The 24,235-nt window shown below is 60.6% G+C and carries 24 protein-coding genes; 20 read left to right on the top strand and 4 right to left on the bottom strand.

What is annotated here, in order from left to right:
- Positions 1 to 16: 16 nt before the first annotated feature.
- A complete protein-coding gene (locus L6D74_RS25820) occupies positions 17 to 1,555 on the top strand; it encodes a hypothetical protein (protein WP_236190987.1) in 1,539 nt (512 codons plus the stop codon).
- A gap of 122 nt (positions 1,556 to 1,677) precedes the next feature.
- Here L6D74_RS25820 and uraH read toward each other — a convergent pair whose 3' ends face one another.
- A complete protein-coding gene (uraH, locus tag L6D74_RS25825; protein ID WP_011333195.1) occupies positions 1,678 to 2,031 on the bottom strand; it encodes a hydroxyisourate hydrolase in 354 nt (117 codons plus the stop codon).
- Positions 2,032 to 2,460: 429 nt separating this feature from the next.
- Here uraH and puuE point away from each other — a divergent pair, with 429 nt between their 5' ends.
- From puuE to L6D74_RS25870, 9 genes are all read left to right on the top strand, one after another.
- A complete protein-coding gene (gene puuE / locus L6D74_RS25830; protein ID WP_064594599.1) occupies positions 2,461 to 3,387 on the top strand; it encodes an allantoinase PuuE in 927 nt (308 codons plus the stop codon).
- Positions 3,384 to 3,899: a 2-oxo-4-hydroxy-4-carboxy-5-ureidoimidazoline decarboxylase gene (gene uraD, locus L6D74_RS25835; protein WP_085613502.1), complete on the top strand. Its 516-nt coding sequence runs from the start codon at positions 3,384 to 3,386 to the stop codon at positions 3,897 to 3,899. Before puuE ends, uraD begins: the two co-directional genes overlap by 4 nt.
- A 90-nt stretch (positions 3,900 to 3,989) precedes the next feature.
- Positions 3,990 to 4,985 carry an allantoicase gene (gene alc, locus L6D74_RS25840; RefSeq protein ID WP_007960036.1) on the top strand — a complete coding sequence of 332 codons (996 nt, stop codon included), beginning with the start codon at positions 3,990 to 3,992 and terminating at the stop codon, positions 4,983 to 4,985.
- 120 nt (positions 4,986 to 5,105) lie between these two features.
- Complete coding sequence (locus tag L6D74_RS25845) at positions 5,106 to 5,609, top strand: ureidoglycolate lyase (protein ID WP_027613342.1); 504 nt, start codon at positions 5,106 to 5,108, stop codon at positions 5,607 to 5,609.
- Between the two features lie 51 nt (positions 5,610 to 5,660).
- Positions 5,661 to 6,974, top strand: coding sequence for a urate hydroxylase PuuD (locus L6D74_RS25850; protein WP_236190988.1), 1,314 nt, complete (start codon positions 5,661 to 5,663; stop codon positions 6,972 to 6,974).
- 169 nt (positions 6,975 to 7,143) lie between these two features.
- On the top strand, positions 7,144 to 8,502 hold the full coding sequence (locus tag L6D74_RS25855) for a nucleobase:cation symporter-2 family protein (RefSeq protein WP_236190989.1): 1,359 nt from the start codon (positions 7,144 to 7,146) through the stop codon (positions 8,500 to 8,502).
- Positions 8,503 to 8,588: 86 nt separating this feature from the next.
- Positions 8,589 to 9,374 carry an outer membrane protein OmpK gene (locus L6D74_RS25860; protein ID WP_236190990.1) on the top strand — a complete coding sequence of 262 codons (786 nt, stop codon included), beginning with the start codon at positions 8,589 to 8,591 and terminating at the stop codon, positions 9,372 to 9,374.
- 1 nt (position 9,375) lies between these two features.
- Positions 9,376 to 9,717, top strand: coding sequence for a hypothetical protein (locus L6D74_RS25865; protein WP_129973340.1), 342 nt, complete (start codon positions 9,376 to 9,378; stop codon positions 9,715 to 9,717).
- A gap of 30 nt (positions 9,718 to 9,747) precedes the next feature.
- The gene (locus L6D74_RS25870) at positions 9,748 to 10,533 is read left to right on the top strand and encodes an outer membrane protein OmpK (protein WP_064594588.1); all 786 of its coding nucleotides are present in this window, start codon (positions 9,748 to 9,750) and stop codon (positions 10,531 to 10,533) included.
- A gap of 123 nt (positions 10,534 to 10,656) precedes the next feature.
- Here L6D74_RS25870 and L6D74_RS25875 read toward each other — a convergent pair whose 3' ends face one another.
- Together L6D74_RS25875 and L6D74_RS25880 are read right to left on the bottom strand one after the other, a co-directional pair.
- Positions 10,657 to 11,829, bottom strand: coding sequence for a patatin-like phospholipase family protein (locus L6D74_RS25875; protein ID WP_221399078.1), 1,173 nt, complete (start codon positions 11,827 to 11,829; stop codon positions 10,657 to 10,659).
- 36 nt (positions 11,830 to 11,865) lie between these two features.
- Positions 11,866 to 12,798, bottom strand: coding sequence for a lipid A biosynthesis lauroyl acyltransferase (locus L6D74_RS25880; protein WP_064594584.1), 933 nt, complete (start codon positions 12,796 to 12,798; stop codon positions 11,866 to 11,868).
- Between the two features lie 117 nt (positions 12,799 to 12,915).
- On the opposite strand from L6D74_RS25880, the gene minC reads away from it, so the two are divergent.
- The 8 genes from minC (at position 12,916) to L6D74_RS25920 (ending at position 20,673) form a co-directional block, all read left to right on the top strand.
- A complete protein-coding gene (gene minC / locus L6D74_RS25885; RefSeq protein ID WP_039769884.1) occupies positions 12,916 to 13,653 on the top strand; it encodes a septum site-determining protein MinC in 738 nt (245 codons plus the stop codon).
- Positions 13,654 to 13,822: 169 nt separating this feature from the next.
- The gene (gene minD / locus L6D74_RS25890) at positions 13,823 to 14,635 is read left to right on the top strand and encodes a septum site-determining protein MinD (RefSeq protein WP_039769880.1); all 813 of its coding nucleotides are present in this window, start codon (positions 13,823 to 13,825) and stop codon (positions 14,633 to 14,635) included.
- Positions 14,635 to 14,889, top strand: a complete 255-nt coding sequence (gene minE / locus L6D74_RS25895) for a cell division topological specificity factor MinE (protein WP_007960071.1) — start codon at positions 14,635 to 14,637, stop codon at positions 14,887 to 14,889. Before minD ends, minE begins: the two co-directional genes overlap by 1 nt.
- 91 nt (positions 14,890 to 14,980) lie before the next feature.
- Positions 14,981 to 15,616 carry an RluA family pseudouridine synthase gene (locus L6D74_RS25900; protein WP_039769876.1) on the top strand — a complete coding sequence of 212 codons (636 nt, stop codon included), beginning with the start codon at positions 14,981 to 14,983 and terminating at the stop codon, positions 15,614 to 15,616.
- A gap of 46 nt (positions 15,617 to 15,662) precedes the next feature.
- A complete protein-coding gene (locus L6D74_RS25905; RefSeq protein ID WP_236190992.1) occupies positions 15,663 to 16,763 on the top strand; it encodes a hypothetical protein in 1,101 nt (366 codons plus the stop codon).
- Between the two features lie 76 nt (positions 16,764 to 16,839).
- The gene (locus tag L6D74_RS25910; RefSeq protein WP_236190994.1) at positions 16,840 to 18,129 is read left to right on the top strand and encodes a M18 family aminopeptidase; all 1,290 of its coding nucleotides are present in this window, start codon (positions 16,840 to 16,842) and stop codon (positions 18,127 to 18,129) included.
- A 131-nt stretch (positions 18,130 to 18,260) separates the two neighbouring features.
- Positions 18,261 to 18,437, top strand: a complete 177-nt coding sequence (locus L6D74_RS25915) for a hypothetical protein (protein WP_165369545.1) — start codon at positions 18,261 to 18,263, stop codon at positions 18,435 to 18,437.
- 76 nt (positions 18,438 to 18,513) lie between these two features.
- Positions 18,514 to 20,673, top strand: coding sequence for a mechanosensitive ion channel family protein (locus tag L6D74_RS25920; RefSeq protein WP_085613507.1), 2,160 nt, complete (start codon positions 18,514 to 18,516; stop codon positions 20,671 to 20,673).
- 440 nt (positions 20,674 to 21,113) lie between these two features.
- Here L6D74_RS25920 and L6D74_RS25925 read toward each other — a convergent pair whose 3' ends face one another.
- Positions 21,114 to 21,827 carry a UTRA domain-containing protein gene (locus tag L6D74_RS25925; protein ID WP_085701120.1) on the bottom strand — a complete coding sequence of 238 codons (714 nt, stop codon included), beginning with the start codon at positions 21,825 to 21,827 and terminating at the stop codon, positions 21,114 to 21,116.
- Between the two features lie 351 nt (positions 21,828 to 22,178).
- Between L6D74_RS25925 and L6D74_RS25930 the strand changes: the two genes are divergently transcribed.
- Positions 22,179 to 23,243, top strand: coding sequence for an ABC transporter substrate-binding protein (locus L6D74_RS25930; RefSeq protein WP_064594574.1), 1,065 nt, complete (start codon positions 22,179 to 22,181; stop codon positions 23,241 to 23,243).
- A 181-nt stretch (positions 23,244 to 23,424) separates the two neighbouring features.
- Positions 23,425 to 24,231 (top strand): alkaline phosphatase family protein, encoded by an 807-nt coding sequence (locus L6D74_RS25935; protein WP_236190996.1) that lies wholly within the window; start codon positions 23,425 to 23,427, stop codon positions 24,229 to 24,231.
- The last annotated feature ends 4 nt before the right edge of the window (positions 24,232 to 24,235 follow it).

Raw genomic sequence — 24,235 nt, forward strand, 5'->3', positions numbered from 1 at the left:
TGCGAGTACCTATCCCATGAGCCCCAAACGTCCAACACGCCCCAAACCAGCAACCTCATCACAGGAATCGAACGTCGGGATCCGCGATTCAACGATTCCGATCATTTCACGTCCACCCCCGACAGCCCCTCATCACGGTATCGACGCAACACCCACAATCGCCCCGCGCGAGTTTGTTCATACATATCCCGAACACAGTGTCCTTGAGATCGTCGACCTCCCCGCTGACACGCTGATCACCCCTGTCGCTCCCCACATGCCGATCGACCAGTATTTTCTCCCACCGAGACTGCTCACCCGCCTGCCCGATCCCGATCCACGATCAGGCATTCGATCAGCCGGGGCGCTGAGGCACTATGTCGATCTCCAGGAAGGTGGAACAGTGCTGGTCGGCAACGATGCGGAAAACGGTTTCAGGGCCAGGCTTGCGAGTGAAATCAACCCTTCCGGCCCTCGGCTCGAACAGATAGAAGGCTCACTTCAATGGCGCGTACGCTCGAGGGCTGAAACCGACGACGCGCCTTCCACGCTGTTCATCAGTCGCGTGCCAGTGCCGCAGGACGCTGCCACATCCGGACAATGGGCTGACCCGTGGCGACAATGGGAACCTCCTCTCCATCACCGATCGCCAGACGACATCATCGTCGACGGAATCCATTACAAATTGCTGCCGCGTGGCACCGATGCCGGAGATCCGATCGTATATATCAAGAACCCGGAGCACATGATTTACGACTTCGCGCTGCTGGAGCGGGTTCTGCGAAGAGATTTCATGCAACAACCCCGTGGCGCGATCCGCGTACCTCCTGCGTTTCACTGGGAAATCGACCCGAATCCGCCCTTCCAGCAACCGTTGACGGACTATGTCGCCAATCGGTTTCCACAACTGTCCCAAACCACGGTCCGCAACGTGGCCAGACACCAGTTCGTCCTCGCCAATGGCGGCGACATTGCCACGGGCAGCGGACTTACCCGGCTCAGGCAAACCTTCAATGACTGGCGCATGGGCAACGATGCACTGCGCCCGGAGCTGGCCGATCCACTGCTGATGCTGCCGATACTGCATACGTCCAGCAACGCCCACAGCAACGATCTGACGCTGGAGCTTCCGACTCCCAATACGGACGGCTCCCTGCAACGACTGGACTTCGATCCGGAGAGGTTTCGGCCGCAATGGCGAAATTACATGTTGACGCAGTCAGCGGTCGACCTGAAGCGCTTCATGGCGTACGTGCTGCGACACAATGGCTACGAAGTTTTCGATCCCAGCAGGGCAACCGTATATCCAACGTTGGTTCTTCGCCAGAAGATGCACGACTTTGTGTATTGCCTGAGCCTATATCGCGTCAGGGGCCGGAAAATTCATCGGCTGACGAATCTCGAGCCGAACAACTTCGACGCACGACTGGAGCATCTGGTCGACCCGCCGGCAGCACAGGTGGTCAGAGAGGCACATGCACAAAACCGGTTGATCTGGCTCAAGGGTGGATCTCAAATACTCGCCTCCCACGCGGATACCGTTTTCATCGTCAGGGACAATGACGCGAGGCTTTGAAGCCGTGACTCTGCCTGCCGGGCGTGGTTCGAAACGCAAAAAAAAGCCCGCAGTGTGAGCGGGCGAAAGACCAAAGAAGCTATATGCGCAGTCGCTTCCCGGCAGGGGCAGCTGCTTGGGGGTCAGCTGCCCCGATAGGTGGAATAGCTGTAAGGCGAGATCAGCAACGGCACGTGGTAGTGATCCTGTTCGGCAGAGATGCCGAACCGCAGCACCACCACGTCCAGAAATGCCGGCTCCGGCAACTGGACGCCACGTGCGCGGTAGTAATCGCCGGCGTGGAACTGAACCTGATAGACACCGGTACGGTAGTCATCGCCTTGCAGCAGCGGCGCATCGACCCGGCCATCGCTGTTGGTAAGCGCACTGGCGACCAATTCCAGGTGCGAACCTTCAACGCGGTACAGCTCGACCTTGATCGAGCTGCCCGGGCAACCGTGTGCAGCGTCCAAAACGTGTGTTGTCAAACGTCCCATTGATTCTGCGCGCCTGCCTGCGTGGAGCAGTCAGACCTCGCGCCTCCCGAAGTCAGTTGAAAAGGAGACCGCACCGTTTCGGAGCACGAAAAGCTGCGGCGAGCGACTGATTAAGACACTTTTCAAAAAAATTGTACACAATAAAAACGACATTTTTCCTCCCACCCCCAGCCTCCGCCGATTTTCCGCTGCTCAGGCCTCGAACCATGCATTCATTGAACCTCTGATCCATTAGCTGACTGATCAGGCAGATTTCTTGCAGGCTCTCGCCTTTATCAGCAAAAGAGGACGGCCGGTGAAAAATGCGAAAATTCAGGCTTACAAATTGAGAATAAAGTTGTATACAATCAGCCCATCGCTGTGACGCCAGCTGCCATCCCATCTTCAAGGCGCCACACAATCTGTCAACGAATAAGAAGGAAGACTGCAGTGAGCGCTGACTACCCACGCGACCTGATCGGTTACGGCAGTAACCCTCCTCACCCACACTGGCCGGGCAATGCCCGGATCGCCCTGTCCTTCGTACTCAATTACGAAGAAGGTGGCGAGCGCAACATCCTGCATGGCGACAAAGAATCGGAAGCCTTCCTCTCGGAAATGGTCGCGGCCCAGCCTCTGCAAGGCGCGCGCAACATGAGCATGGAATCGCTTTACGAGTATGGCAGCCGTGCCGGCGTCTGGCGGATCCTGAAACTGTTCAAGGAATTCGACATTCCGCTGACCATCTTCGCCGTGGCCATGGCCGCCCAGCGTCACCCGGATGTGATCCGCGCGATGGTCGCGGCCGGTCACGAGATCTGCAGCCACGGCTACCGCTGGATCGACTACCAGTACATGGACGAGGCGCAGGAACGCGAGCACATGCTCGAAGCGATCCGCATCCTGACCGAACTCACCGGCGAGCGCCCACTGGGCTGGTACACCGGTCGCACCGGCCCCAACACTCGTCGTCTGGTGATGGAAGAAGGCGGTTTCCTCTACGACTGCGACACCTACGACGACGACCTGCCCTACTGGGAACCGAACAACCCGACCGGCAAGCCGCACCTGGTGATCCCGTACACCCTGGACACCAACGACATGCGCTTCACCCAGGTCCAGGGTTTCAACAAGGGCGACGATTTCTTCGAATACCTCAAGGATGCGTTCGACGTGCTTTATGCCGAAGGCGCCGAAGCGCCGAAGATGCTGTCGATCGGTCTGCACTGCCGTCTGATCGGCCGTCCGGCGCGTCTGGCTTCGCTCAAGCGCTTTATCGAATACGCTAAAAGTCATGAACAGGTGTGGTTCAGCCGCCGCGTCGACATCGCACGTCACTGGCACGAAACCCACCCGTACCAAGGGGCTGCCAAATGAGCACCTTTCAAACCCTGCAACCGTCGACTCTGAGCCGCGACGCCTTCGTCAACGCCTTCGCCGACATCTACGAACATTCGCCATGGGTGGCCGAGAAGGCCTTCGACCTGGGCCAGGATGCGTCGATCGACCAGATCGAAACCCTGCACCAGCGCATGAGCGACATCCTGTTGAGCGCCGATCACGCCAGTCAGCTGGCACTGATCAACGCTCACCCGGACCTGGCCGGCAAAGCTGCCGTCCAGGGCGAGTTGACCGAAGCCAGCACCCATGAACAGGCTGGCGCCGGTATTCACCAATGCACGGCCGAAGAGTTCCAGCGCTTCACCGAGCTGAACGACGCCTACAAAGCCAAGTTCAAGTTTCCCTTCATCATGGCGGTAAAAGGCAGCAACCGGCATCAGATCCTCGCGGCGTTCGAAACGCGCATTCACAACCCGGTGGACACCGAGTTCAAATGCGCGCTGGCGGAGATCAACAAGATCGCCCTGTTCCGATTACTGACTCTCTAGCAAGCCTGGCCCGAGAAACCTCTAGAACGCTTGCGTTTCCCAGGGCCTTGCAAGCATCCCCAGCCACTTATTTAAAGGCAGACAAGAAGAATGAAAGCTTACGCCGTACCTTTCGAGAAGTTCGTCAACCTGGCCGATGCCCGTCTGGGCACCAAAATCATCTCGGTCACCGATGACTGGTTCGCAGACGCCAATCGTCTGTTTCAGCCGACCCCGGCCGTGTGGAAGGAGGGCGTGTTCGATGACAACGGCAAGTGGATGGACGGCTGGGAGTCCCGCCGCAAGCGCTTCGAAGGCTACGACAGCGCGGTGATCCGCCTGGGCGTACCGGGTTCGATCAAAGGCGTGGACATCGACACTTCATTCTTCACCGGCAACTTCCCGCCATCGGCCTCGCTGGAAGCGTGCTTCCTGGCGTCGGGCGAGCCGGACGAAAACACCCAGTGGACTGAAGTGCTGTCGGCCGTCGAACTGCAAGGCAACAGCCACCACTACCACGAAATCAGCAACGACAAGGCGTTCAGCCACCTGCGCTTCAACATCTACCCGGATGGCGGCGTGGCCCGTCTGCGCGTATACGGCATTCCGTTCCGCGACTGGTCCGCTGTTGGCGACAACGAGCAAGTCGACCTCGCCGCAGCCCTCAACGGTGGCCGCGCCCTTGCCTGCTCCGACGAACACTTCGGCCGCATGAGCAACATCCTCAACCCGGGCCGTGGCATCAACATGGGCGACGGCTGGGAAACCGCACGTCGTCGCACGCCAGGCAATGACTGGGTGATCGTCGCGCTGGGCCACCCGGGCGAGATCGAAAAAATCATCGTCGACACCCTGCACTTCAAGGGCAACTACCCGGACACTTGCTCGATCCAGGGCGCGTTCGTCAAGGGCGGCACCGACAGCCAGATCGAAACCCAGTCGCTGTTCTGGCGTGAACTGCTGCCAAGCCAGAAGCTGGAAATGCACGCCGAACACACCTTCGTCGAGCAGATCAAGGCACTGGGCCCGATCACCCACATCCGTCTGAACGTGTTCCCGGATGGTGGTGTGAGCCGCCTGCGCGTTCTCGGCAAGGTCGCTAAATAAGCGGTGCGCCCTTCGCGAGCAAGCCCGCTCCCACAGGGGAATCCGATCGAATGTGGGAGCGGGCTTGCTCGCGAAGGCGTCAGAACCAACAACACAGAACTCAACGAAAAGAAGAACAGCATGCGCACACTGACGATTGAACCGCTGACCAAAGAAGCCTTCGCCCCTTTCGGTGACGTGATCGAAACCGACGGCAGCGATCACTTCATGATCAACAACGGTTCGACCATGCGCTTCCACAAACTGGCGACGGTCGAAACCGCGACGCCTGAGGACAACGCGATCATCAGCATCTTCCGCGCCGACGCGCAGGACATGCCGCTGACCGTCAGCATGCTGGAACGCCATCCGCTGGGCAGCCAGGCTTTCATTCCGCTGCTCGGCAACCCCTTTCTGATCGTGGTCGCGCCACTTGGCGATGTACCTGTATCAGGCTTGGTCCGCGCCTTCGTCACCAACGGCAGGCAGGGCATCAATTACCATCGCGGCGTCTGGCACCACCCGGTGCTGACGATCGAAAAGCGGGATGACTTCCTGGTGGTTGATCGCAGTGGCACAGGCAACAACTGCGATGAGCATTTTTTCAAAGAGGATGAGCGTTTGATCCTCGCCCCCCACCAATAAGAGAAGGTCCGATCACTCGACAACAAGAGTGACGGGCGAGAGGTAAAGACTGTGGAAGCACATCTGTTGGAATGGCTGAACCTGAGCGTGCGCTGGGTTCACATGATCACTGGCGTGGCCTGGATCGGCGCGTCGTTCTACTTCGTCTGGCTGGAGAACAACCTCAACCGCGTCAACCCGAAAACCGGTCTGGCCGGTGATCTGTGGGCGATCCACGGCGGCGGTATCTATCACCTGGAAAAATACAAACTGGCCCCTCCGTCGATGCCGGAGAACCTGCACTGGTTCAAATGGGAAGCCTACTTCACCTGGATGTCGGGGATCGCGCTGCTGTGCGTGGTGTTCTACTCCAACCCCGTGCTCTACCTCGTGGCACCCGGCAGCGGCCTGACCGGCCCTGAAGGCGTGGCCATCGGCATCGGTTCGCTGATCGCCGGCTGGTTCATCTACGACTTCCTCTGCGACTCGCCTCTGGGCAAGAAACCGGCCCTGCTCGGCTTCATCCTGTTCGTGCTGATCATCGGCGCGGCGTATGGCTTCAGCAAGGTGTTCAGCGGTCGCGGTGCCTACCTGCACGTCGGCGCGATCATCGGCACCATCATGGTCGGCAACGTGTTCCGCATCATCATGCCGGCCCAGCGCGCCCTGGTCGCCGCGATCGCCGAGAACCGCACGCCGGATCCGGCCCTGCCGGCCAAAGGCCTGCTGCGTTCGCGTCACAACAACTACTTCACCCTGCCGGTGCTGTTCATCATGATCAGCAACCACTTCCCGAGCACCTACGGCAGCCAGTACAACTGGCTGATCCTGGCCGGGATCGCCGTGCTGGCGGTGTTGGTGCGTCACTACTTCAACACCCGTCACGACAGCCACAAGTTTGCCTGGACCCTGCCAGTGGCAGCGGTGGGCATGATCAGTCTGGCGTACGTCACCGGCCCGGCGCCGATGACGACCGCGCCGGACGTGGCCAAGGCACCTGCGAAAATCGAGTACCAGCCGCTGCCGGAAACGGCGCTGGGTGGTGGCGCGAAACCGGCTGAAGCGGCACAACCGGCAGCCCCTGCCGCTCCTGCTGCCGCTCCGGCGCAGGCGTCCAATGCCGGCCCGGGTTTCGACAAGGTGCACACGGTGATCCAGGAACGCTGCGCGGTCTGCCACTCGGCCAAACCGACCAGCCCGCTGTTCAGCGCTGCACCGGCCGGTGTGATGTTCGACACCCCCGAGCAGATCCGCCAGAACGCGGCGCGGATCCAGGCGCAAGCCATCACCACGCAGATCATGCCACTGGGCAACATCACGCAGATGACCCAGCAGGAACGTGATCTGATCGGTGCATGGATCGCCCAGGGAGCCCAGACCAACTAAGCAGTAAAAGCATCGCTGGCAAGCCAGCTCCCACAGGGCTTTGCACTGCCTGTGTGGGAGCTGGCTCGCCAGCGATTAGCCGCAACGCGGTTTACCTGATGCAAAGAAACAGCTGTGAGCAACCCGGCAGCTGTTCAATCACAAGAATAAAAAAGATCCGAGGTGTTGCATGTCCGAGCTGTCCAAAGCGCGCATCCCCGACGCACCCGCCATTCAGCGTTTGCCCCTTTTGCAACTGATCCTGGTCGGTCTGCAACATGTTCTGCTGATGTACGGCGGCGCCATCGCGGTACCGCTGATCATCGGACAGGCCGCTGGCCTGAGTCGTGAAGAAATCGCCTTCCTGATCAACGCCGACCTGCTGGTCGCCGGCATTGCCACCATCGTGCAGTCCTTGGGCATCGGCCCGATGGGCATTCGCATGCCGGTGATGATGGGCGCCAGTTTCGCCGCCGTCGGCAGCATGGTCGCCATGGCCGGCATGCCGGGCATCGGTCTGCAGGGAATCTTCGGCGCAACCATCGCCGCCGGGTTCTTCGGCATGCTCATCGCGCCGTTCATGTCCAGGGTCGTGCGCTTCTTCCCTCCTCTGGTGACCGGCACGGTCATCACCTCGATCGGTTTGTCGCTGTTCCCCGTGGCCGTGAACTGGGCCGGTGGCGGCGCTGGCGCCGCTCAATTCGGTTCACCGATTTACCTGGCCATCGCCGCACTGGTGCTGGCCACCATTCTGTTGATCCACCGCTTCATGCGCGGTTTCTGGGTCAATATTTCCGTGCTGATCGGCATGTGCCTGGGCTACGTGCTCTGCGGCGCCATCGGCATGGTCGACCTGAGCGGCATGGCCAACGCGCCGTGGGTTCAGTTCGTCACCCCGCTGCATTTCGGCATGCCGAAGTTCGAACTGGCACCGATCCTGTCGATGTGTCTGGTGGTGGTGATCATCTTCGTCGAGTCCACCGGGATGTTTCTGGCGCTGGGCAAGATCACCGGCCAGGAAGTCTGCCCGCGCATGCTGCGTCGCGGCCTGCTGTGTGATGCCGGCGCGTCGTTCTTCGCCGGATTCTTCAACACCTTCACCCACTCCTCCTTCGCGCAGAACATCGGCCTGGTGCAGATGACCGGCGTGCGCTGCCGCTCGGTGACCATCGTCGCCGGCGGTCTGCTGATCGTCCTGAGCCTGCTGCCCAAAGCCGCGTTCCTGGTGGCGTCGATTCCACCAGCGGTACTGGGAGGTGCGGCGATTGCGATGTTCGGCATGGTCGCGGCCACCGGCATCAAGATTCTGCAGGAAGCCGACATCGGCGACCGTCGCAACCAATTGCTGGTGGCGGTGAGCATCGGCATGGGCCTGATCCCAGTGGTTCGTCCGGAATTCTTCGCCCACCTGCCGTTGTGGATGAGCCCGATCACCCACAGCGGGATTGCCATGGCCACCCTCAGCGCGCTGACGCTGAACCTGTTGTTCAACATCCTCGGCGGCGCCGAACGCGCCGCGATCAACGACTGCCACGCACACCCGCACTGATCCGAAGAGTAAAAAAGGGGGTTCGCCAAAGCCTGCCCCCTCGCGACAGCTTTGCCTCAAACAATAAAAACAAGAGGGAGCAACAGATGATCCGGACTCAAACCAACGTGTTGTTGGGTGGCGGCCTGCTGGCCGCCTCGCAAGCCATGGCCGGCGATTTACTGCTATGGCAGACCAACAGCCTGAGCTACCTGTACGGCAAGAACTTCGCGATCAACCCGTCGATCCAGCAGACGGTGACGTTCGAGCACGCCGACAAGTGGAAGTACGGCGACAACTTCCTGTTCGTCGACAAGATCTTCTACAACGGCCAGGAAGACCGTAACAAAGGCCCCCACGCGTTCTATGGCGAATTCAGCCCGCGCCTGTCGTTCGGCAAGATCTTCGACAAAAAGCTGGAATTCGGCCCGATCAAGGACGTACTGCTGGCCATGACCTACGAGTACGGCAAAGGCGACAGCGAGGCCTACCTGATCGGCCCCGGCTTCGACCTCAAGGTGCCGGGCTTCAACTATTTCACCCTGAACTTCTACCGCCGCCAGACCGAAGGCCCGCGCCCCGGCGATGGCGTCTGGCAGATCACTCCCGGCTGGTCCTACAGCATTCCCGTGGGCAATTCCGACCTGTTGATCGACGGCTATCTGGACTGGGTGGTCGACAACGATCAGAACTCGCGCGGCACCTATCACGCCAACCTGCACATCAACCCGCAGATCAAATACGACCTGGGCAAAGCCCTCGGCTGGGGTGAAAAGCAGGTGTACGTCGGCACCGAATACAGCTACTGGAAAAACAAATACGGGGTCGAAAACACCCACAGTTTCGACACCAACCAGAACACCGCCAGCCTGCTGGTCAAGGTGCACTTCTAAGATGACCCGCAACCGTGCCCCGTACCTGTCGTCGGTGCTCTGTTGCGGGGCACTTGAGGCCTGGCCGTTGAGTCAGTATTCTCCGCGGCCTCCTGAATTCGGTCTAAAAAAAAGCCCGAATTTAATTTCTGACCGAAAAGCCAACTTATCCAGGCTTCGGTCAGTACCGAGGCATCCCGAAAACACGCTCAATCGACTGTTTTTCAGCAGCCGACGGGCGTTTTTTTGCTTTTCGAAAAGCCTTGGCTCAGCTCTTGCTAACAGCATGAAAGCTGACCGGATGGATGATTTTTTGCTGCAACGAAAAAAGGCGCCACACCAGAGCGCCGACTCAAAAAAATAAACGTGGAACACCTACTTTGGGAGCAACCGAATGAAACGTATGTGCACCAGCCTGATGCTTGCGGGATCGCTGCTGGCAGGGGGTCAGGCCATGGCCGACGGCCTGCTGCAATGGCAGAACAACAGCCTGACCTACCTCTATGGCAAGGACTTCCAGGTCAACCCGCGCATTCAGCAGACCGTCACCTTCGAACACGCCGATGCCTGGAAGTACGGCGACAACTTCGTGTTCGTCGACAAGATCTTCTACAACGGCAAGGATGACGGCGGTGTCGGCTCGAACACTTACTACGGCGAAATCAGCCCGCGTCTGTCGTTCGGCAAGATCTTCGATCAGAAACTGGCTTTCGGTCCGGTCACCGACGTACTGCTGGCCATGACCTACGAATTCGGTGAAGGCGATACCGAGTCGTACCTGATCGGTCCAGGCTTTGACCTGGCGATCCCGGGCTTCGACTACTTCCAGCTGAACTTCTACCAGCGCCACACCGAAGGCTCCCGCGCCGGTGACAACGTCTGGCAGATCACCCCGGTCTGGTCCTACACGATTCCGGTCGGCGACTCGAACATCCTGATCGACGGCTTCATGGACTGGGTGGTCGACAACGACTCCAACTCCAAAGGCGATTACCACGCCAATCTGCACTTCAACCCACAGGTCAAATACGACCTGGGCAAGGCGCTGAGCATTGGCGAGAAGCAGCTGTATGTGGGTGTCGAGTACGACTACTGGTCGGACAAGTACGGGATCAAGGACAGCCAGTACTTCAAGACCGATCAGAGCACCACGAGCTTCCTGGTGAAGTTCCACTTCTGATCCTGGTGTCAGTGGCGTCTGAAAGGACGCCTTCGCGAGCAAGCCCGCTCCCACACTGGTTTTGTGTCGTTCACAAAACCAGTGTGGGAGCGGGCTTGCTCGCGAATGGCGGCACCACAAATCTCAAGCGGGAGCCACCGCCTCGCCAATCCCGAGAAACCGGCACAGCTCATCGCGCTTGGCCAAGGCATCGCGCCTGCCCAGATCGATCAATTCGCTGCAATACCCCGCCTCGAACAGCAAGTAACTCAACACCCCTGCCCCGCTCGTTTTGGTCGCCCCCGGCCCACGCAAGAACAGCCGCAACGCCGCCGGCAATTCCTGACGATGCCGCGCCGCGATTTCATCGATCGGCTGACTTGGTGAAATCACCAACACTTCCACCGGCGCCACACCCAGAGCGCGGGTCGGCGTGCCTTCAGGCATCAGACGGCTGAACTGGTTCAGACGCTGAAGCAGCTCAATGTCGCTTTCCAGGCTATCAATGAAGGTGCTGTTGAGCATGTGCCCGCCGATCTGCGCCAGCGTCGGCTGCTGCCCGGTATAGGCGCGCTCCAGCGGTTGCGCCGGATCGAAACCGCGCGGGTTGCCGCTGACACCCACCACCAGCACCCGGCTCGCGCCCAGGTGCAGCGCCGGGCTGATCGGTGCCGATTGCCGCACCGCGCCATCACCGAAATATTCATCGCCGATCTTCACCGGCGCGAACAACAGCGGGATCGCCGAACTGGCCAGCAAGTGCTCCACCGACAACTGCGTCGGTACGCCGATGCGCCGATGACGCAGCCAGGAGTCGATGGTGCCGCCGCCCTGGTAGAAGGTCACGGCTTGCCCGGACTCGTAGCCGAACGCCGTCACTGCCACCGCGTGCAATTGCTTGCGCGCGATGGACTCGGCGATGCCGGGCAGGTGCAGTTTTTCGTTGAGAAGATGACGCAGCGGCGAGCTGTCGAGCAGCGCCACCGGCAGTTGCCGGCCCATGCCCAACAGGCTGTGGCTGACGAAACGACTGGCCTGGCGGATCACTCCCGGCCAGTCGCTGCGCAACACCCGATGGCTGCGAAAGCCTTGCCAGAACAGGGTCAGGCGTTCGATGGCGGCGCGAAAATCCGTAGCGCCACTGGCCAGGCTGACCGCGTTGATCGCCCCGGCCGACGTGCCGACAATCACCGGAAACGGATTGTCCGCCCCCAGCGGCAACAATTCGGCAATCGCCGCCAGCACCCCCACCTGATACGCCGCCCGAGCCCCGCCGCCGGAAAGAATCAAACCTGTGACCGGTTCAGCTGGGCTCATCGCAACGCTCCGTGGTGCTTATGGGGATGGGTCAAATCAACCGCGTTTGGCGTACAGCTTCGGCTCGCCCGGTGGCCGGCTCTTGAAGCGCCGGTGTGCCCACAGGTATTGCTCGGGGCACTCACGCAACACGCCTTCGACCCACTGATTGATGCGGATGCAATCTTCTTCTTCGGTCTCGCCCGGGAAACCTTCCAGCGGCGGATGAATCACCAGACGATAACCGCTGCCGTCGGCCAGACGTTCCTGGGTGAACGGCACCACCAGCGCCTTGCCCAACCGCGCGAACTTGCTGGTGGCGGTGACCGTTGCAGCCTGAATGCCGAACAGCGGCACGAAGATGCTCTGCTTGGCGCCGTAATCCTGATCCGGCGCGTACCAGATCGCCCGACCCGCGCGCAGCAGTTTGAGCATGCCGCGCACGTCGTCACGTTCCACCGCCAGCGAATCAAGATTGTGCCGCTCGCGGCCCTGACGCTGGACGAAGTCGAACAGCGGGTTCTTGTGTTCGCGGTACATGCCGTCGATGGTGTGTTGCTGGCCGAGCAGCGCCGCGCCGATTTCCAGGGTGGTGAAATGCACCGCCATCAGAATCACGCCCTTGCCTTCGCGCTGGGCCTTCTGCAAATGCTCAAGACCTTCGACGTGGGCCAGTTTCGCCAGACGCTGACGCGACCACCACCAGCTCATCGCCATTTCAAAGAAGGCGATGCCGGTGGAGGCGAAGTTTTCCTTGAGCAGTCGCTTGCGCTCGGCGGCGGACTTTTCCGGGAAACACAGTTCCAGATTGCGCTTGGCGATGCGCCGCCGGTCGCCGGCGAAGCGATACATCAGGGCACCAAGAAAACGACCGATGGCCAGCAACGCCGGATATGGCAGTTGCACGGTCAGCCACAACAGCCCGAGGCCGCACCAGAGCGGCCAGAAGCGTGGGGCAAGAAATGCTTTTCGAAAACGCGGGCGATCCATTAAAGCTTCCGTAAATACAGTGGCCGCGCATTCTACATCGTTCGACCCGGCTTGCGGCCTGCGGGCGTTCTCGTTATAAGTCTCGGCACTTTTAGTGACAAGCCGTTGTATGCCGACATGAGCCAAACCGAACCGAAAGACCAAGATCCCGTGTTCCAGCTGAAGGGCAGCATGCTCGCCATTACGGTGCTGGAGCTGTCCCGCAACGACCTGGACAGCCTCGATCGGCAATTGGCCGCCAAAGTCGCCCAGGCACCGAATTTCTTCAGCAACGCGCCGCTGGTTCTGGCGCTGGACAAACTGCCGCCAAGCGAAGGCGCCGTCGACCTGCCGGGCCTGATGCGCGTGTGCCGTCAGCACGGCCTGCGTACCCTGGCGATCCGCGCCAGCCGCATCGAAGACATCGCCGCCGCCATCGCCATCGACATCCCGGTGCTGCCGCCGTCCGGCGCCCGCGAACGACCGCTGGAAGCAGCCGAACCCGTCGCCCCGAAGAAGCCGGAAAAGCCGTCGGAGCCGGCCGTCAAACCGACCCGCGTCATCACCACGCCAGTACGTGGTGGCCAACAGATATATGCGCAAGGTGGCGATCTGGTGGTGGTTTCCTCGGTCAGCCCGGGGGCGGAACTTCTCGCCGATGGCAACATCCATGTATACGGCCCGATGCGCGGTCGTGCGCTGGCCGGGGTCAAGGGCGACACCAAGGCGCGGATTTTCTGTCAGCAATTGAGCGCTGAACTGATCTCCATCGCAGGCCATTACAAGGTTTCCGAGGACCTGCGTCGCGATCCGATGTGGGGTTCGGGCGTACAGGTCAGCCTGTCGGGCGACGTGTTGAACATCATTCGGCTTTAACGGATACTGCCGCATTTTCCAAGCATCTCTAAAACGTAGCGAAAACGGCTCAAACGAAGTAGGAAAAAGGCCAAAAGCCGAATTCCAGCCAAGGCTGTCCGACTGCAGTAGTTTTCTAGAGATGTTTTTCAGGGGCTGAACAGTCCTTCTTCCTTAGGGGTGAAACACCTTGGCCAAGATTCTCGTGGTTACATCCGGCAAGGGTGGTGTGGGTAAGACCACCACCAGCGCCGCTATCGGTACCGGCCTCGCTCTGCGCGGCCACAAAACAGTGATCGTCGACTTCGACGTGGGCTTGCGTAACCTCGACCTGATCATGGGTTGCGAACGCCGCGTGGTGTATGACTTCGTCAACGTCGTCAACGGCGAAGCCAACCTGCAACAGGCCCTGATCAAAGACAAGCGCCTGGAAAACCTCTATGTACTGGCCGCCAGCCAGACCCGCGACAAAGACGCGCTGACCGTCGAAGGCGTGGAAAAAGTCCTGATGGAGCTCAAGGAACAATTCGACTTCGTCGTCTGCGACTCCCCGGCGGGTATCGAGAAAGGCGCGCACCTGGCCATGTACTTCGCTGACGAAGCGATCGTCGTGACCAACCCGGAAGTCTCCTCGGTACGTGACTCGGACCGCATGCTCGGCCTGCTGGCCAGCAAGTCCCGTCGCGCCGAACGCGGCGAAGAGCCGATCCAGGAACACCTGCTGATCACCCGCTACCACCCGGAGCGCGTCGAAAAAGGCGAAATGCTCGGCGTCGAAGACGTCAAGGAAATCCTCGCCGTACGCCTGCTGGGCGTCATCCCGGAATCCCAGGCCGTGCTCAAGGCCTCCAACCAGGGCGTACCTGTGATCCTCGATGATCAAAGCGACGCCGGCCAGGCCTACAGCGATACCGTTGATCGCCTGCTGGGCAAGGAAAAAGAACACCGGTTCCTGAATGTCGAGAAGAAGGGATTCTTCGAGCGTCTGTTTGGAGGTAGGTAATGAACCTTTTTGACTTCTTTCGTGCCAACAAAAAGCCAAGTACCGCCTCGGTCGCGAAAGAGCGTCTACAGATCATCGTGGCGCATGAACGCGGCCAGCGCAGCACCCCGGACTACCTGCCCTCCTTGCAGAAGGAACTGGTGGAAGTGATCCGCAAGTACGTCAACATCGGCAACGACGACGTGCACGTGGCACTGGAGAGCCAGGGCAGCTGCTCGATTCTGGAACTCAACATCACCCTGCCAGACCGCTGAGTCGATCCGGCAAGAACGACGGCGGCTCAGGGCCCTTCCGACACCGGAGGGGCCCTGAGCCGCCGTTGGCATTTGTTACGAGGCTGTTTTAATGCCGTTGTCCAACGTCCAAATCATTCATCAGGACGCCGCCGTTCTGGTGGTGAACAAACCGACCCTGTTGCTCTCCGTCCCCGGCCGGGCCGATGACAACAAGGACTGCCTGATCACCCGTCTGCAGGAAAACGGCTACCCGGAAGCACGCATCGTCCATCGCCTGGACTGGGAAACCTCGGGGATCATTCTGCTGGCCCGCGACGCCGACACCCACCGCGAACTGTCGCGCCAGTTTCACGATCGTGAAACAGAGAAAGCCTACACTGCGCTCTGCTGGGGTCAGCCGGAACTGGACAGCGGCAGCATCGATCTGCCGTTGCGCTACGACCCGCCGACCAAACCGCGCCACGTGGTCGATCACGAACACGGCAAGCACGCCCTGACCTTCTGGCGTGTGCTGGAACGCTGCGGCGACTGGTGCCGCGTCGAACTGACACCGATCACCGGCCGTTCGCACCAGTTGCGGGTGCACATGTTGTCCATCGGTCATCCGTTGCTCGGTGATGGCCTTTACGCCCACGAACAAGCCCTGGCCGCCTGGCCGCGTCTGTGCCTGCACGCGAGCATGCTCAGCTTCACCCATCCTCAGTCCGGCGAACGCTTGCGTTTCGAATGCCCGGCACCGTTTTAAGCACTGTCGGACCGACAGCTGCCCGATTTATAGGATTTTGTTCCGGATGAGTTGTACTGATTCCCTGGCAACACCCGTCAAGAAGACCCGTCATCAACTGCTCTACCTGATTTACGGCAATCAGGATGTCTACCGGCGCGAAGCCAAGTTCAGCATCCTGACCGCCCTGTCCCAGGCCAAAAACGGCAAGCGCCCGGCGATCAGAATCCTCACTGACCGGCCGCAGGATTACGAAGGCTGGCCGGTCGACACCGTGCTGCTCGACGAAGCGACCCTGACCCGCTGGCAAGGGCAGAACGGCTATCACCATCGGCGCAAGGCCTGCGCGATCGCCGCCGGCCTGCAACTGGCCGAGAAAACCCTGTTCGTCGACACCGACACCCTGTTCACCAGCCACCCGAGCAGCCTGTTCCAATATATCGAGGCGAATCAGCCAGTGATGGATCGCTTCGAATACGACTGGAAAGACGTCTTCGAGCGACCGGATTACCTGAAGCTCGCTCGCGACCTCAGAGCCCATGGCGTTTGCCCGCAGAACGGTTTCAAGCTCTACAACAGCGGCCTGTGTGGTGTCACCGACCGCGATTCGGCGCTGTTCGAGGAATCGATCCGCCTGATCGATGAATGGACGGCCGACGGATTCGAGATTCACACCATCGAGCAGATCGCCTTGTCCTACGCGATGCGCGAACGGCCGGTGGTGGAAGCGCGCAAACACGTCTACCACTACTTTGCGGAAAAACGCTTCTTCCATGCGATGCAGGCATTCTTCTTCGCTCAGCACGGCGAAAAATTCAGCCAGCGACTGGTGGACCTGTGCACTGACGTGCCCCGGGTCAAACCCTTTCCGTCCGCCTGGCAGCGCCTGAAGATCAAGTGGAAGCTGCGCAACCAGAGCGGCGCCATGCGCAAGGTGGGTCGGGATCTGTTGTATGGCAGCGCCGCGCCGGATCACCCGTACTACAGCGCCTGTCGTCATGAGTGGTGGGAATGCGCCTCGCGGGAGATTCTGCGCTGGGACGAGAGCCGTCAGAAAAAGCTTCTGGAACAGAGTCGCTGGCCAAAACAGCTACCCCGTCCGGACAAGCCTGAAGACGAAAAAGTGATCATGAACTACCTGAAAAAACGCGTGGCAGCCGCTCGTTGACGCGAGCGGCACATGTCATGTCCCAAGCATCAGGCCGATGCGTTAAACTCCCGCCCATTGCTGTCTGGAGCTTCTTATGCGCGAAGAGTTGAACCAAGGCCTGATCGACTTCCTCAAGGCCTCCCCTACCCCGTTCCACGCCACCGCCAGCCTTGTTCAACGCCTGGAGGCCGCCGGTTATGTGCGCCTCGACGAGCGCGAAACCTGGCACACCGAAGCGAACGGTCGTTACTACGTCACCCGTAACGATTCCTCGATTGTCGCGATCAAGATGGGCCGCAATTCGCCGCTGCACGACGGCATCCGTCTGGTCGGCGCCCACACCGACAGCCCGTGCCTGCGGGTCAAGCCACAACCTGAATTGCAGCGCCAGGGCTTCTGGCAGCTCGGCGTCGAAGTCTACGGCGGCGCGCTGCTGGCGCCATGGTTCGACCGCGACCTGTCGCTGGCCGGCCGCGTCACCTTCCGCCGCGACGGCAAGGTTGAAAGCCAGCTGATCGACTTCAAGGCCCCGATCGCGATCATTCCCAACCTGGCCATTCACCTCAACCGTGAAGCCAATCAGGGCTGGGCCATCAACGCCCAGACCGAGCTGCCGCCGATTCTCGCGCAGTTCGCCGGTGACGAGCGCGTGGACTTCCGCGCGGTGCTCACCGATCAACTGGCTCGCGAACACGGCCTCAACGCCGACGTGGTGCTGGATTACGAGCTGAGTTTCTACGACACCCAGAGTGCTGCGGTCATCGGCCTGCATGGCGACTTCATCGCCGGCGCGCGCCTGGACAACCTGCTGTCGTGTTACGCCGGCCTGCAAGCCCTGCTGACCGCCGACACCGAAGAAACCTGCGTGCTGGTGTGCAACGACCACGAAGAAGTCGGTTCCTGCTCGGCCTGCGGCGCCGACGGCCCGATGCTGGAACAGACCCTGCGCCGCCTGCTGCCGGAAGGTGAAGAGTTCGTACGCACCATCCAGAAATCCCTGCTGGTCTCGGCCGACAACGCCCACGGCGTACACCCGAACTACGCCGAGAAGCACGACGCCAACCACGGCCCGAAACTCAACGCCGGCCCGGTGATCAAGGTCAACAGCAGCCAGCGCTACGCCACCAACAGCGAAACCGCCGGCTTCTTCCGCCATCTGTGCATGGCCGAAGAAGTGCCGGTGCAAAGCTTCGTGGTGCGTAGCGACATGGGCTGCGGCTCGACCATCGGCCCGATCACCGCCAGCCACCTGGGGGTGCGCACCGTCGACATCGGCCTGCCAACGTTCGCCATGCACTCGATCCGCGAACTGTGCGGCAGACACGACCTGGCTCACCTGGTCAAAGTACTGAGCGCGTTCTACGCCAGTCGCGAGTTGCCATAGGAAACAGCCGGGATCGCAGCGTCGAGCTGCGATCCCCGGCCTTTAGAACCGGCTCATTTCTGATACACATCAGCACCGTCCATCGAAAACCCACCTAAACTTGAACCATCTCCTTCGACAAGGCTGTCGCCATGATCTCGATGTCCGCGTTTCACTCCATGCTCATTCCCATCCTCGGCGGAATGATTCTGCTGGCCATCGGTTTCAACTTCCGTGACAAGAACGCCGGTGTGTTCGCCATGTGGATCGGCATGCTGATGATCCTGGCCACCGTGGTCTACAAGATCCTCGCCAAACTCAACGAATAAATCCGCGCCCGGCTCGCATTGAATCTGGCGGGCTCGTACACTCGCCCGATCCGCCCCTTGCGAGGTTGACCGCCTAGTGTTTGCTCGTCTTTTTGCCCTGCCCTGCCTCTTTCTCGTTTGCCTGATGACCCTGGTGTCGCCAGCGCCTGCCGACGCCGCCGGTCTGCCGGGATTGCTCACGGGCGCCGGCAAGGCTCAGCCCGAAGCTCAGGAACCGCTCGGCCAGTCCCTGGACGAAGTCATCAAGTCGCTGGAAAACGACAAGCAACGCGCCCAGTTGCTGACTGATCTGAAAAAACTGCGCGACGCCACGAAAAAAGCCCAGGCCACCCCGGAAGAAGGGGTGCTGGGACTGATCGGCGGCACCCTCGCCACTTTCGAAAAACAGTTCTCCGGTGCCGACAGCCCGCTCAATCGCTGGTCCGCCGAATTCGACATGGCCAAGGACGAGCTCAAAGGCCTGATGCTGCCGGCCAGCGAATGGCTGCCGATCATCTTCGCCTTCGCCGTGATCCTCGCGGTCTGGAGCCTGCTCGCCGCCGCGCTGATCTGGCTTGGTCATCGGGTACGCATGCGCTTCGGTCTGACCGAAGAACTGCCGCAACATCCCCGAGCCCTCGACATGCTGCGCTTCGCCCTGCGCAAGCTCGGGCCGTGGATGATCGCCCTGGTCATCACCGTGTACATGAGTTACGCGCTGCCATCGTCGCTGGGCAAAAGCCTGGCGATGGTGTTGGCCTATGCGCTGGTGGTCGGCACCTGCTTCTCGGCCATCTGCGTGATTGCCTTTTCCGTACTCGACGGCCCGCACCGCCACCGGGCGCTGTACATCCTGCGCCACCAGGCCTTCCGCCCGCTGTGGCTGATCGGCAGCTTCGCCGCATTCGGGGAAGCCCTGAGCGATCCGCGACTGATAGCCGGCCTCGGCGTGCACCTGGCCCACACCGCCGCCACCGTCGCCAACGTCCTCGCGGCACTGTCGACCGGTCTGTTCATCCTGCGTTTCCGCCGGCCGATCGCCCACCTGATCCGCAACCAGCCACTGTCCCGCCGCCTGACCCGCCGCGCCCTCAGCGACACCATCGAAATCCTCGGCACCTTCTGGTACGTCCCGGCGCTGGTGCTGGTGGGCATTTCGCTGTTCGCCACCTTCGTCTCCGCCGGCGACACCAGCACCGCCCTGCGCCAGTCGCTGATCTGCACCGTGCTGCTGGTGTTGTGCATGGTGATCAACGGCCTCGTCCGCCGCCATGCCCTCAAGCCTCAACGTGGGCCGAAGCGCCACGCGCTGTATTCCGAGCGCCTGAAAAGCTTCTTCTACACCCTCGCCCATTTGCTGGTGTGGCTGGCCTTCATCGAACTCGGCCTGCGGGTCTGGGGCATGTCGCTGATCGGCTTCACCGAAGGCGAAGGCCACGACGTCAGCGTCAAACTGTTCAGCCTGATCGGCACGCTGATCTTCGCCTGGCTGATCTGGATCCTCAGCGACACCGCCGTGCACCACGCCCTCACCCGCTCCCGCAAAGGCCTGGCCAACGCCCGCGCACAAACCATGATGCCGCTGATCCGTAACGTGCTGTTCGTGGCGATCTTCATCATCGCCCTGATCGTCGCCCTGGCGAACATGGGCATGAACGTCACGCCGTTGCTGGCCGGTGCCGGCGTGATCGGTCTGGCGATCGGCTTCGGCGCCCAGTCACTGGTGGCCGACCTGATCACTGGCCTGTTCATCATCATCGAAGACTCCCTGGCCATCGACGACTACGTCGACGTCGGCGGCCACCTCGGCACCGTCGAAGGCCTGACCATCCGCACCGTACGCCTGCGAGACATCGACGGCATCGTCCACACCATCCCGTTCAGCGAAATCAAAAGCATCAAAAACTACTCCCGCGAATTCGGCTACGCGATCTTCCGCGTGGCCGTGCCGTTCAACATGAGCATCGACGAAGCCATCAAACTGATGCGCGACGTCGGCCAGAAAATGCGCACCGACCCGCTGCAACGACGCAACATCTGGTCACCGCTGGAGTTTCAGGGCGTGGAAAGCTTTGAATCCGGCAACGCGATACTGCGGGCAAGGTTCAAGACCGCACCGATCAAACAATGGGAAGTTTCACGAGCATTCAACCTGTCGCTGAAACGGCATCTGGATGAGGCCGGACTGGACTTGGCGACGCCAAGGATGAATGTGCAAGTGATCACCGCAGGCGGTGGCGGCCAAACTCAAGAATAGATCCGGAGAATCTGACCGACTTCAGGCCGCCATCGCTGGCAAGCCAACTCCCACAGAGAGCAAAAGCAACACATATGCCCTTCCACCACTCAACACAATGAGCGTTAGCTCGAGTACCGCTTTTGACGTGCCGGCCCCATCGGAAGGCTGAGTGGAGGGATTTATCCGGGGGTGGGAGCGCAGCGACCGTGCGGCGAAGCCGCATGCATCGAGAGGAGGTGCAGCGAAGCAAACCGTAGGCGATGCCCCCGGATGAATCCCGGAACGAAGGAACACCGAGCCAAAGCGAGGGGCCGAACGCCGGGGCCCAGCGTTTTGGTTACTTTGGGGCGTTTGCCAAAGTGACTCGCCGTAAGGGCGAAACCGTCAGCGGCAGCACCCGAAGAAACGGATATGTACACAGTCAACCCAAAACCTGGTCGGCCCAGAGGCCGCCAAGGTCAAACAACATCAACCCCAACGTGAATCGCATCATGCCGCCAAAACTCCAGATCACAATCAATCAACCGCCCAGCCTGATCATAATTAACCCGAGCAATCCTCAACCCCGGACTCCCCACCGACACACGCAACGCCGCCGCCGCATCCACCGACAATGACGTAGGCACAATCTCGAACCGCACCCGCCCATAATGCAAATCGTAATGCCGCGCATACAGCTCGGTAATCGACTGATTCAGATCAAACTCCAGAATCCCCGGAAAAAACTGCGGATTCAGATAATGCTCCACATACAACACCAGCCGCCCATCGATCCGCCGCGACCGGCAGATCTGAATCACGCTCGACAACGCCGGCAACTGCAACCACGCACAGACCGCCGCTGAAGCCGGCTGCAACCGCGCCGAAATCACCTCGGTCGACGGCACCCGCCCCTGCGCACTGACCATCGCGTGAAAGTGACTGCGCTGCATCAGGTTGTAAGCCAGACGCGGTGGCGACACGAACCAGCCACGCCGCTCCTCGCGATAAATCTGCCCTTGCGCCTCCAGCTGCAACAAGGCTTCGCGTACCGTAATTCGCGTCGTGCCGAACAGCTCACTGAGCTTGCGCTCGGCCGGCAACTTGCTCCCCGCCGCCAGCAACCCATGGTCGAGTTGCTCCTGAAGGATCTGGCCAATCGCTGTCACCGCTTTTGTTGCCTCATCGCGCATCAACGTTACCTATCTGGACTAGACCAGCACTGTTTCGGGGCAAAACCGCACAGCAATCGTGCCGTCCGGTTGTGTTGCAAGCCTAGGCAGTGCAGATGACCGAGAGATGACAAAACTACCGAACGGTCGCCCTGACAACTTGCAATACATCGGCCAAGTCCCTTGCCCGCCGGGACTTGGCGGGTGGTCTACGCTTACCGGGCACTCGCTGATACCGGAGATAGAAAAGGCTGGGCGAGCCATCGCCGACATCAAAGTGTCATCGAGCCCCCTTAAATTGGCTCAGGTATTGCTGACCTAGACCAACACAAACCGCAATTGCAGCGTTGAACACGACCAAGGAGCTTTGGAATGAAACAGTTTTTCCTGGCATCACTGTTAGGCTCGACCATTGCCATGTGCACCGCCGCCATGGCGGCTGACGATCTAAAAACCCTCGAAGCCGCTGCGAAAGCGGAAGGCGCCGTCAACAGTGTTGGCATGCCCGATGACTGGGCCAACTGGAAAGGCACCTGGGAAGACCTGGCCAAGAAATACGGCCTGAAACACATCGACACCGACATGAGCTCGGCCCAGGAAATCGCCAAGTTCGCCGCTGAAAAAGACAACGCCACCGCCGACATCGGCGATGTCGGCGCGGCTTTCGGCCCGATCGCGGTCAAGCAGGGCGTGGTGCAACCGTACAAGCCGAGTACCTGGGACCAGGTGCCGGACTGGGCCAAGGACAAGGACGGCAACTGGGCGCTGGCCTACACCGGCACCATCGCCTTCATCGTCAACAAGAAGCTGCTGCACGGCTCCGAAGTACCGACCAAATGGGCTGACCTCAAGGGCGGCAAATACAAGGTTTCCATCGGTGACGTGAGCACCGCCGCACAAGCTGCCAACGGCGTACTCGCCGCCGCACTGGCCAACGGCGGCGACGAGAAAAACATCCAGCCTGCCCTGCTGCTGTTCGCGGACATCGCCAAGCAGGGGCGCCTGTCGATGGCCAACCCGACCATCGCCACCATGGAAAAAGGCGAGATCGAAGTCGGCGTGGTCTGGGACTTCAACGGCTTGAGCTACAAGGCCAAGATGGCCAACCCGGATGACTACGTGGTGCTGATCCCGTCCGATGGTTCGGTGATTTCCGGCTACACCACCATCATCAACAAATACGCGAAGAACCCGAACGCCGCCAAGCTGACCCGCGAATACATCTTCAGCGACGCCGGCCAGACCAACCTCGCCCGCGGCAACGCTCGCCCGATCCGCGCCGAGCACCTGCAACTGCCGGAAGACGTGAAGGCCAAGCTGCTGCCGAACGAGCAGTACAAAAAGGTCACGCCGATCAAGGACGCCGATGCCTGGGAAAAAACCTCCAAGGCCCTGCCGCAGAAGTGGAACGAAGAAGTCATCGTCGAGATGAAATAAAGCGGCTGATCACCCTTTTGTGATCTGCTGAAGATCCAAATGTGGGAGCGGGCTTGCTCGCGAATGCGGTGGATCAGTCAAAAAATTATCGACTGACACTCCGCTTTCGCGAGCAAGCCCGCTCCCACAGGGGGATCCGGGTTGAACCTGAAATTTTCTGTTTCGCGGAGTTTTTGCCCCTATGAAGCACACCGTCATCCTTGTCGTGCTCGACGGCCTCAACTACGAGGTCGCGCGTCACGCCATGGGGCATCTGCAGGCTTACGTTGGCGCAGGACGCGCCGCACTCTACCAGTTGGAGTGCGAGCTGCCGGCCCTGTCCCGACCGCTTTACGAATGCATCCTCACCGGCGTGCCGCCCATCGACAGCGGCATCGTCCATAACAACGTCTCGCGCCTGTCCAACCAGCGCAGCATCTATCACTACGCCCGCGATGCCGGTCTGACAACCGCCGCCGCGGCGTACCACTGGGTCAGCGAGCTCTACAACCGCTCGCCGTTCGTGGCGGCACGGGATCGGCATACCGATGACCCGACGCTACCGATCCAGCACGGCCACTTCTACTGGAACGACCACTACCCGGATTCGCACCTGTTCGCCGACGCCGAAAACCTGCGCCTGCGCCACGCCCCGGATTTTCTGCTGATCCATCCGATGAACATCGACGACGCCGGGCACAAGCACGGCCTCGACACCCCGCAATACCGCAACAGCGCACGCAGCGCCGACATCATCCTCGCCGACTACCTGCAAGGCTGGCTCGACGCCGGCTGCCAGGTGCTGGTGACCGCCGACCACGGCATGAACAACGACCGATCGCACAACGGCCTGCTGCCGGAAGAGCGCCAGGTGCCGCTGTTCGTGATCGGTGATGCGTTCAGCCTGAACAGTGACGCTGCACCGAAGCAGACCGACATCTGCGGCACCGTGTGCGAACTGCTTGGCGTGCCCCACGACAAACCTGTGTGCCGGGAGTTGCTCAAGTGAACTC

The sequence above is a fragment of the Pseudomonas pharyngis genome, from assembly GCF_021602345.1.
Taxonomy (GTDB): domain Bacteria; phylum Pseudomonadota; class Gammaproteobacteria; order Pseudomonadales; family Pseudomonadaceae; genus Aquipseudomonas; species Aquipseudomonas pharyngis.

Coding starts and splice junctions, on each gene's coding strand:
- L6D74_RS25880 (WP_064594584.1), bottom strand. CDS start 12,798: ATGGATCGCCCGCGTTTTCGAAAAGCATTTCTTGCCCCACGCTTCTGG.
- minC (WP_039769884.1), top strand. CDS start 12,916: ATGAGCCAAACCGAACCGAAAGACCAAGATCCCGTGTTCCAGCTGAAG.
- L6D74_RS25925 (WP_085701120.1), bottom strand. CDS start 21,827: ATGCGCGATGAGGCAACAAAAGCGGTGACAGCGATTGGCCAGATCCTT.
- L6D74_RS25935 (WP_236190996.1), top strand. CDS start 23,425: ATGAAGCACACCGTCATCCTTGTCGTGCTCGACGGCCTCAACTACGAG.
- L6D74_RS25910 (WP_236190994.1), top strand. CDS start 16,840: ATGCGCGAAGAGTTGAACCAAGGCCTGATCGACTTCCTCAAGGCCTCC.
- alc (WP_007960036.1), top strand. CDS start 3,990: ATGAAAGCTTACGCCGTACCTTTCGAGAAGTTCGTCAACCTGGCCGAT.
- L6D74_RS25905 (WP_236190992.1), top strand. CDS start 15,663: ATGAGTTGTACTGATTCCCTGGCAACACCCGTCAAGAAGACCCGTCAT.
- L6D74_RS25855 (WP_236190989.1), top strand. CDS start 7,144: ATGTCCGAGCTGTCCAAAGCGCGCATCCCCGACGCACCCGCCATTCAG.
- L6D74_RS25845 (WP_027613342.1), top strand. CDS start 5,106: ATGCGCACACTGACGATTGAACCGCTGACCAAAGAAGCCTTCGCCCCT.
- L6D74_RS25875 (WP_221399078.1), bottom strand. CDS start 11,829: ATGAGCCCAGCTGAACCGGTCACAGGTTTGATTCTTTCCGGCGGCGGG.
- L6D74_RS25860 (WP_236190990.1), top strand. CDS start 8,589: ATGATCCGGACTCAAACCAACGTGTTGTTGGGTGGCGGCCTGCTGGCC.
- L6D74_RS25915 (WP_165369545.1), top strand. CDS start 18,261: ATGATCTCGATGTCCGCGTTTCACTCCATGCTCATTCCCATCCTCGGC.
- L6D74_RS25870 (WP_064594588.1), top strand. CDS start 9,748: ATGAAACGTATGTGCACCAGCCTGATGCTTGCGGGATCGCTGCTGGCA.
- uraH (WP_011333195.1), bottom strand. CDS start 2,031: ATGGGACGTTTGACAACACACGTTTTGGACGCTGCACACGGTTGCCCG.
- minE (WP_007960071.1), top strand. CDS start 14,635: ATGAACCTTTTTGACTTCTTTCGTGCCAACAAAAAGCCAAGTACCGCC.
- uraD (WP_085613502.1), top strand. CDS start 3,384: ATGAGCACCTTTCAAACCCTGCAACCGTCGACTCTGAGCCGCGACGCC.
- L6D74_RS25865 (WP_129973340.1), top strand. CDS start 9,376: ATGACCCGCAACCGTGCCCCGTACCTGTCGTCGGTGCTCTGTTGCGGG.
- L6D74_RS25900 (WP_039769876.1), top strand. CDS start 14,981: ATGCCGTTGTCCAACGTCCAAATCATTCATCAGGACGCCGCCGTTCTG.
- L6D74_RS25930 (WP_064594574.1), top strand. CDS start 22,179: ATGAAACAGTTTTTCCTGGCATCACTGTTAGGCTCGACCATTGCCATG.
- L6D74_RS25820 (WP_236190987.1), top strand. CDS start 17: ATGAGCCCCAAACGTCCAACACGCCCCAAACCAGCAACCTCATCACAG.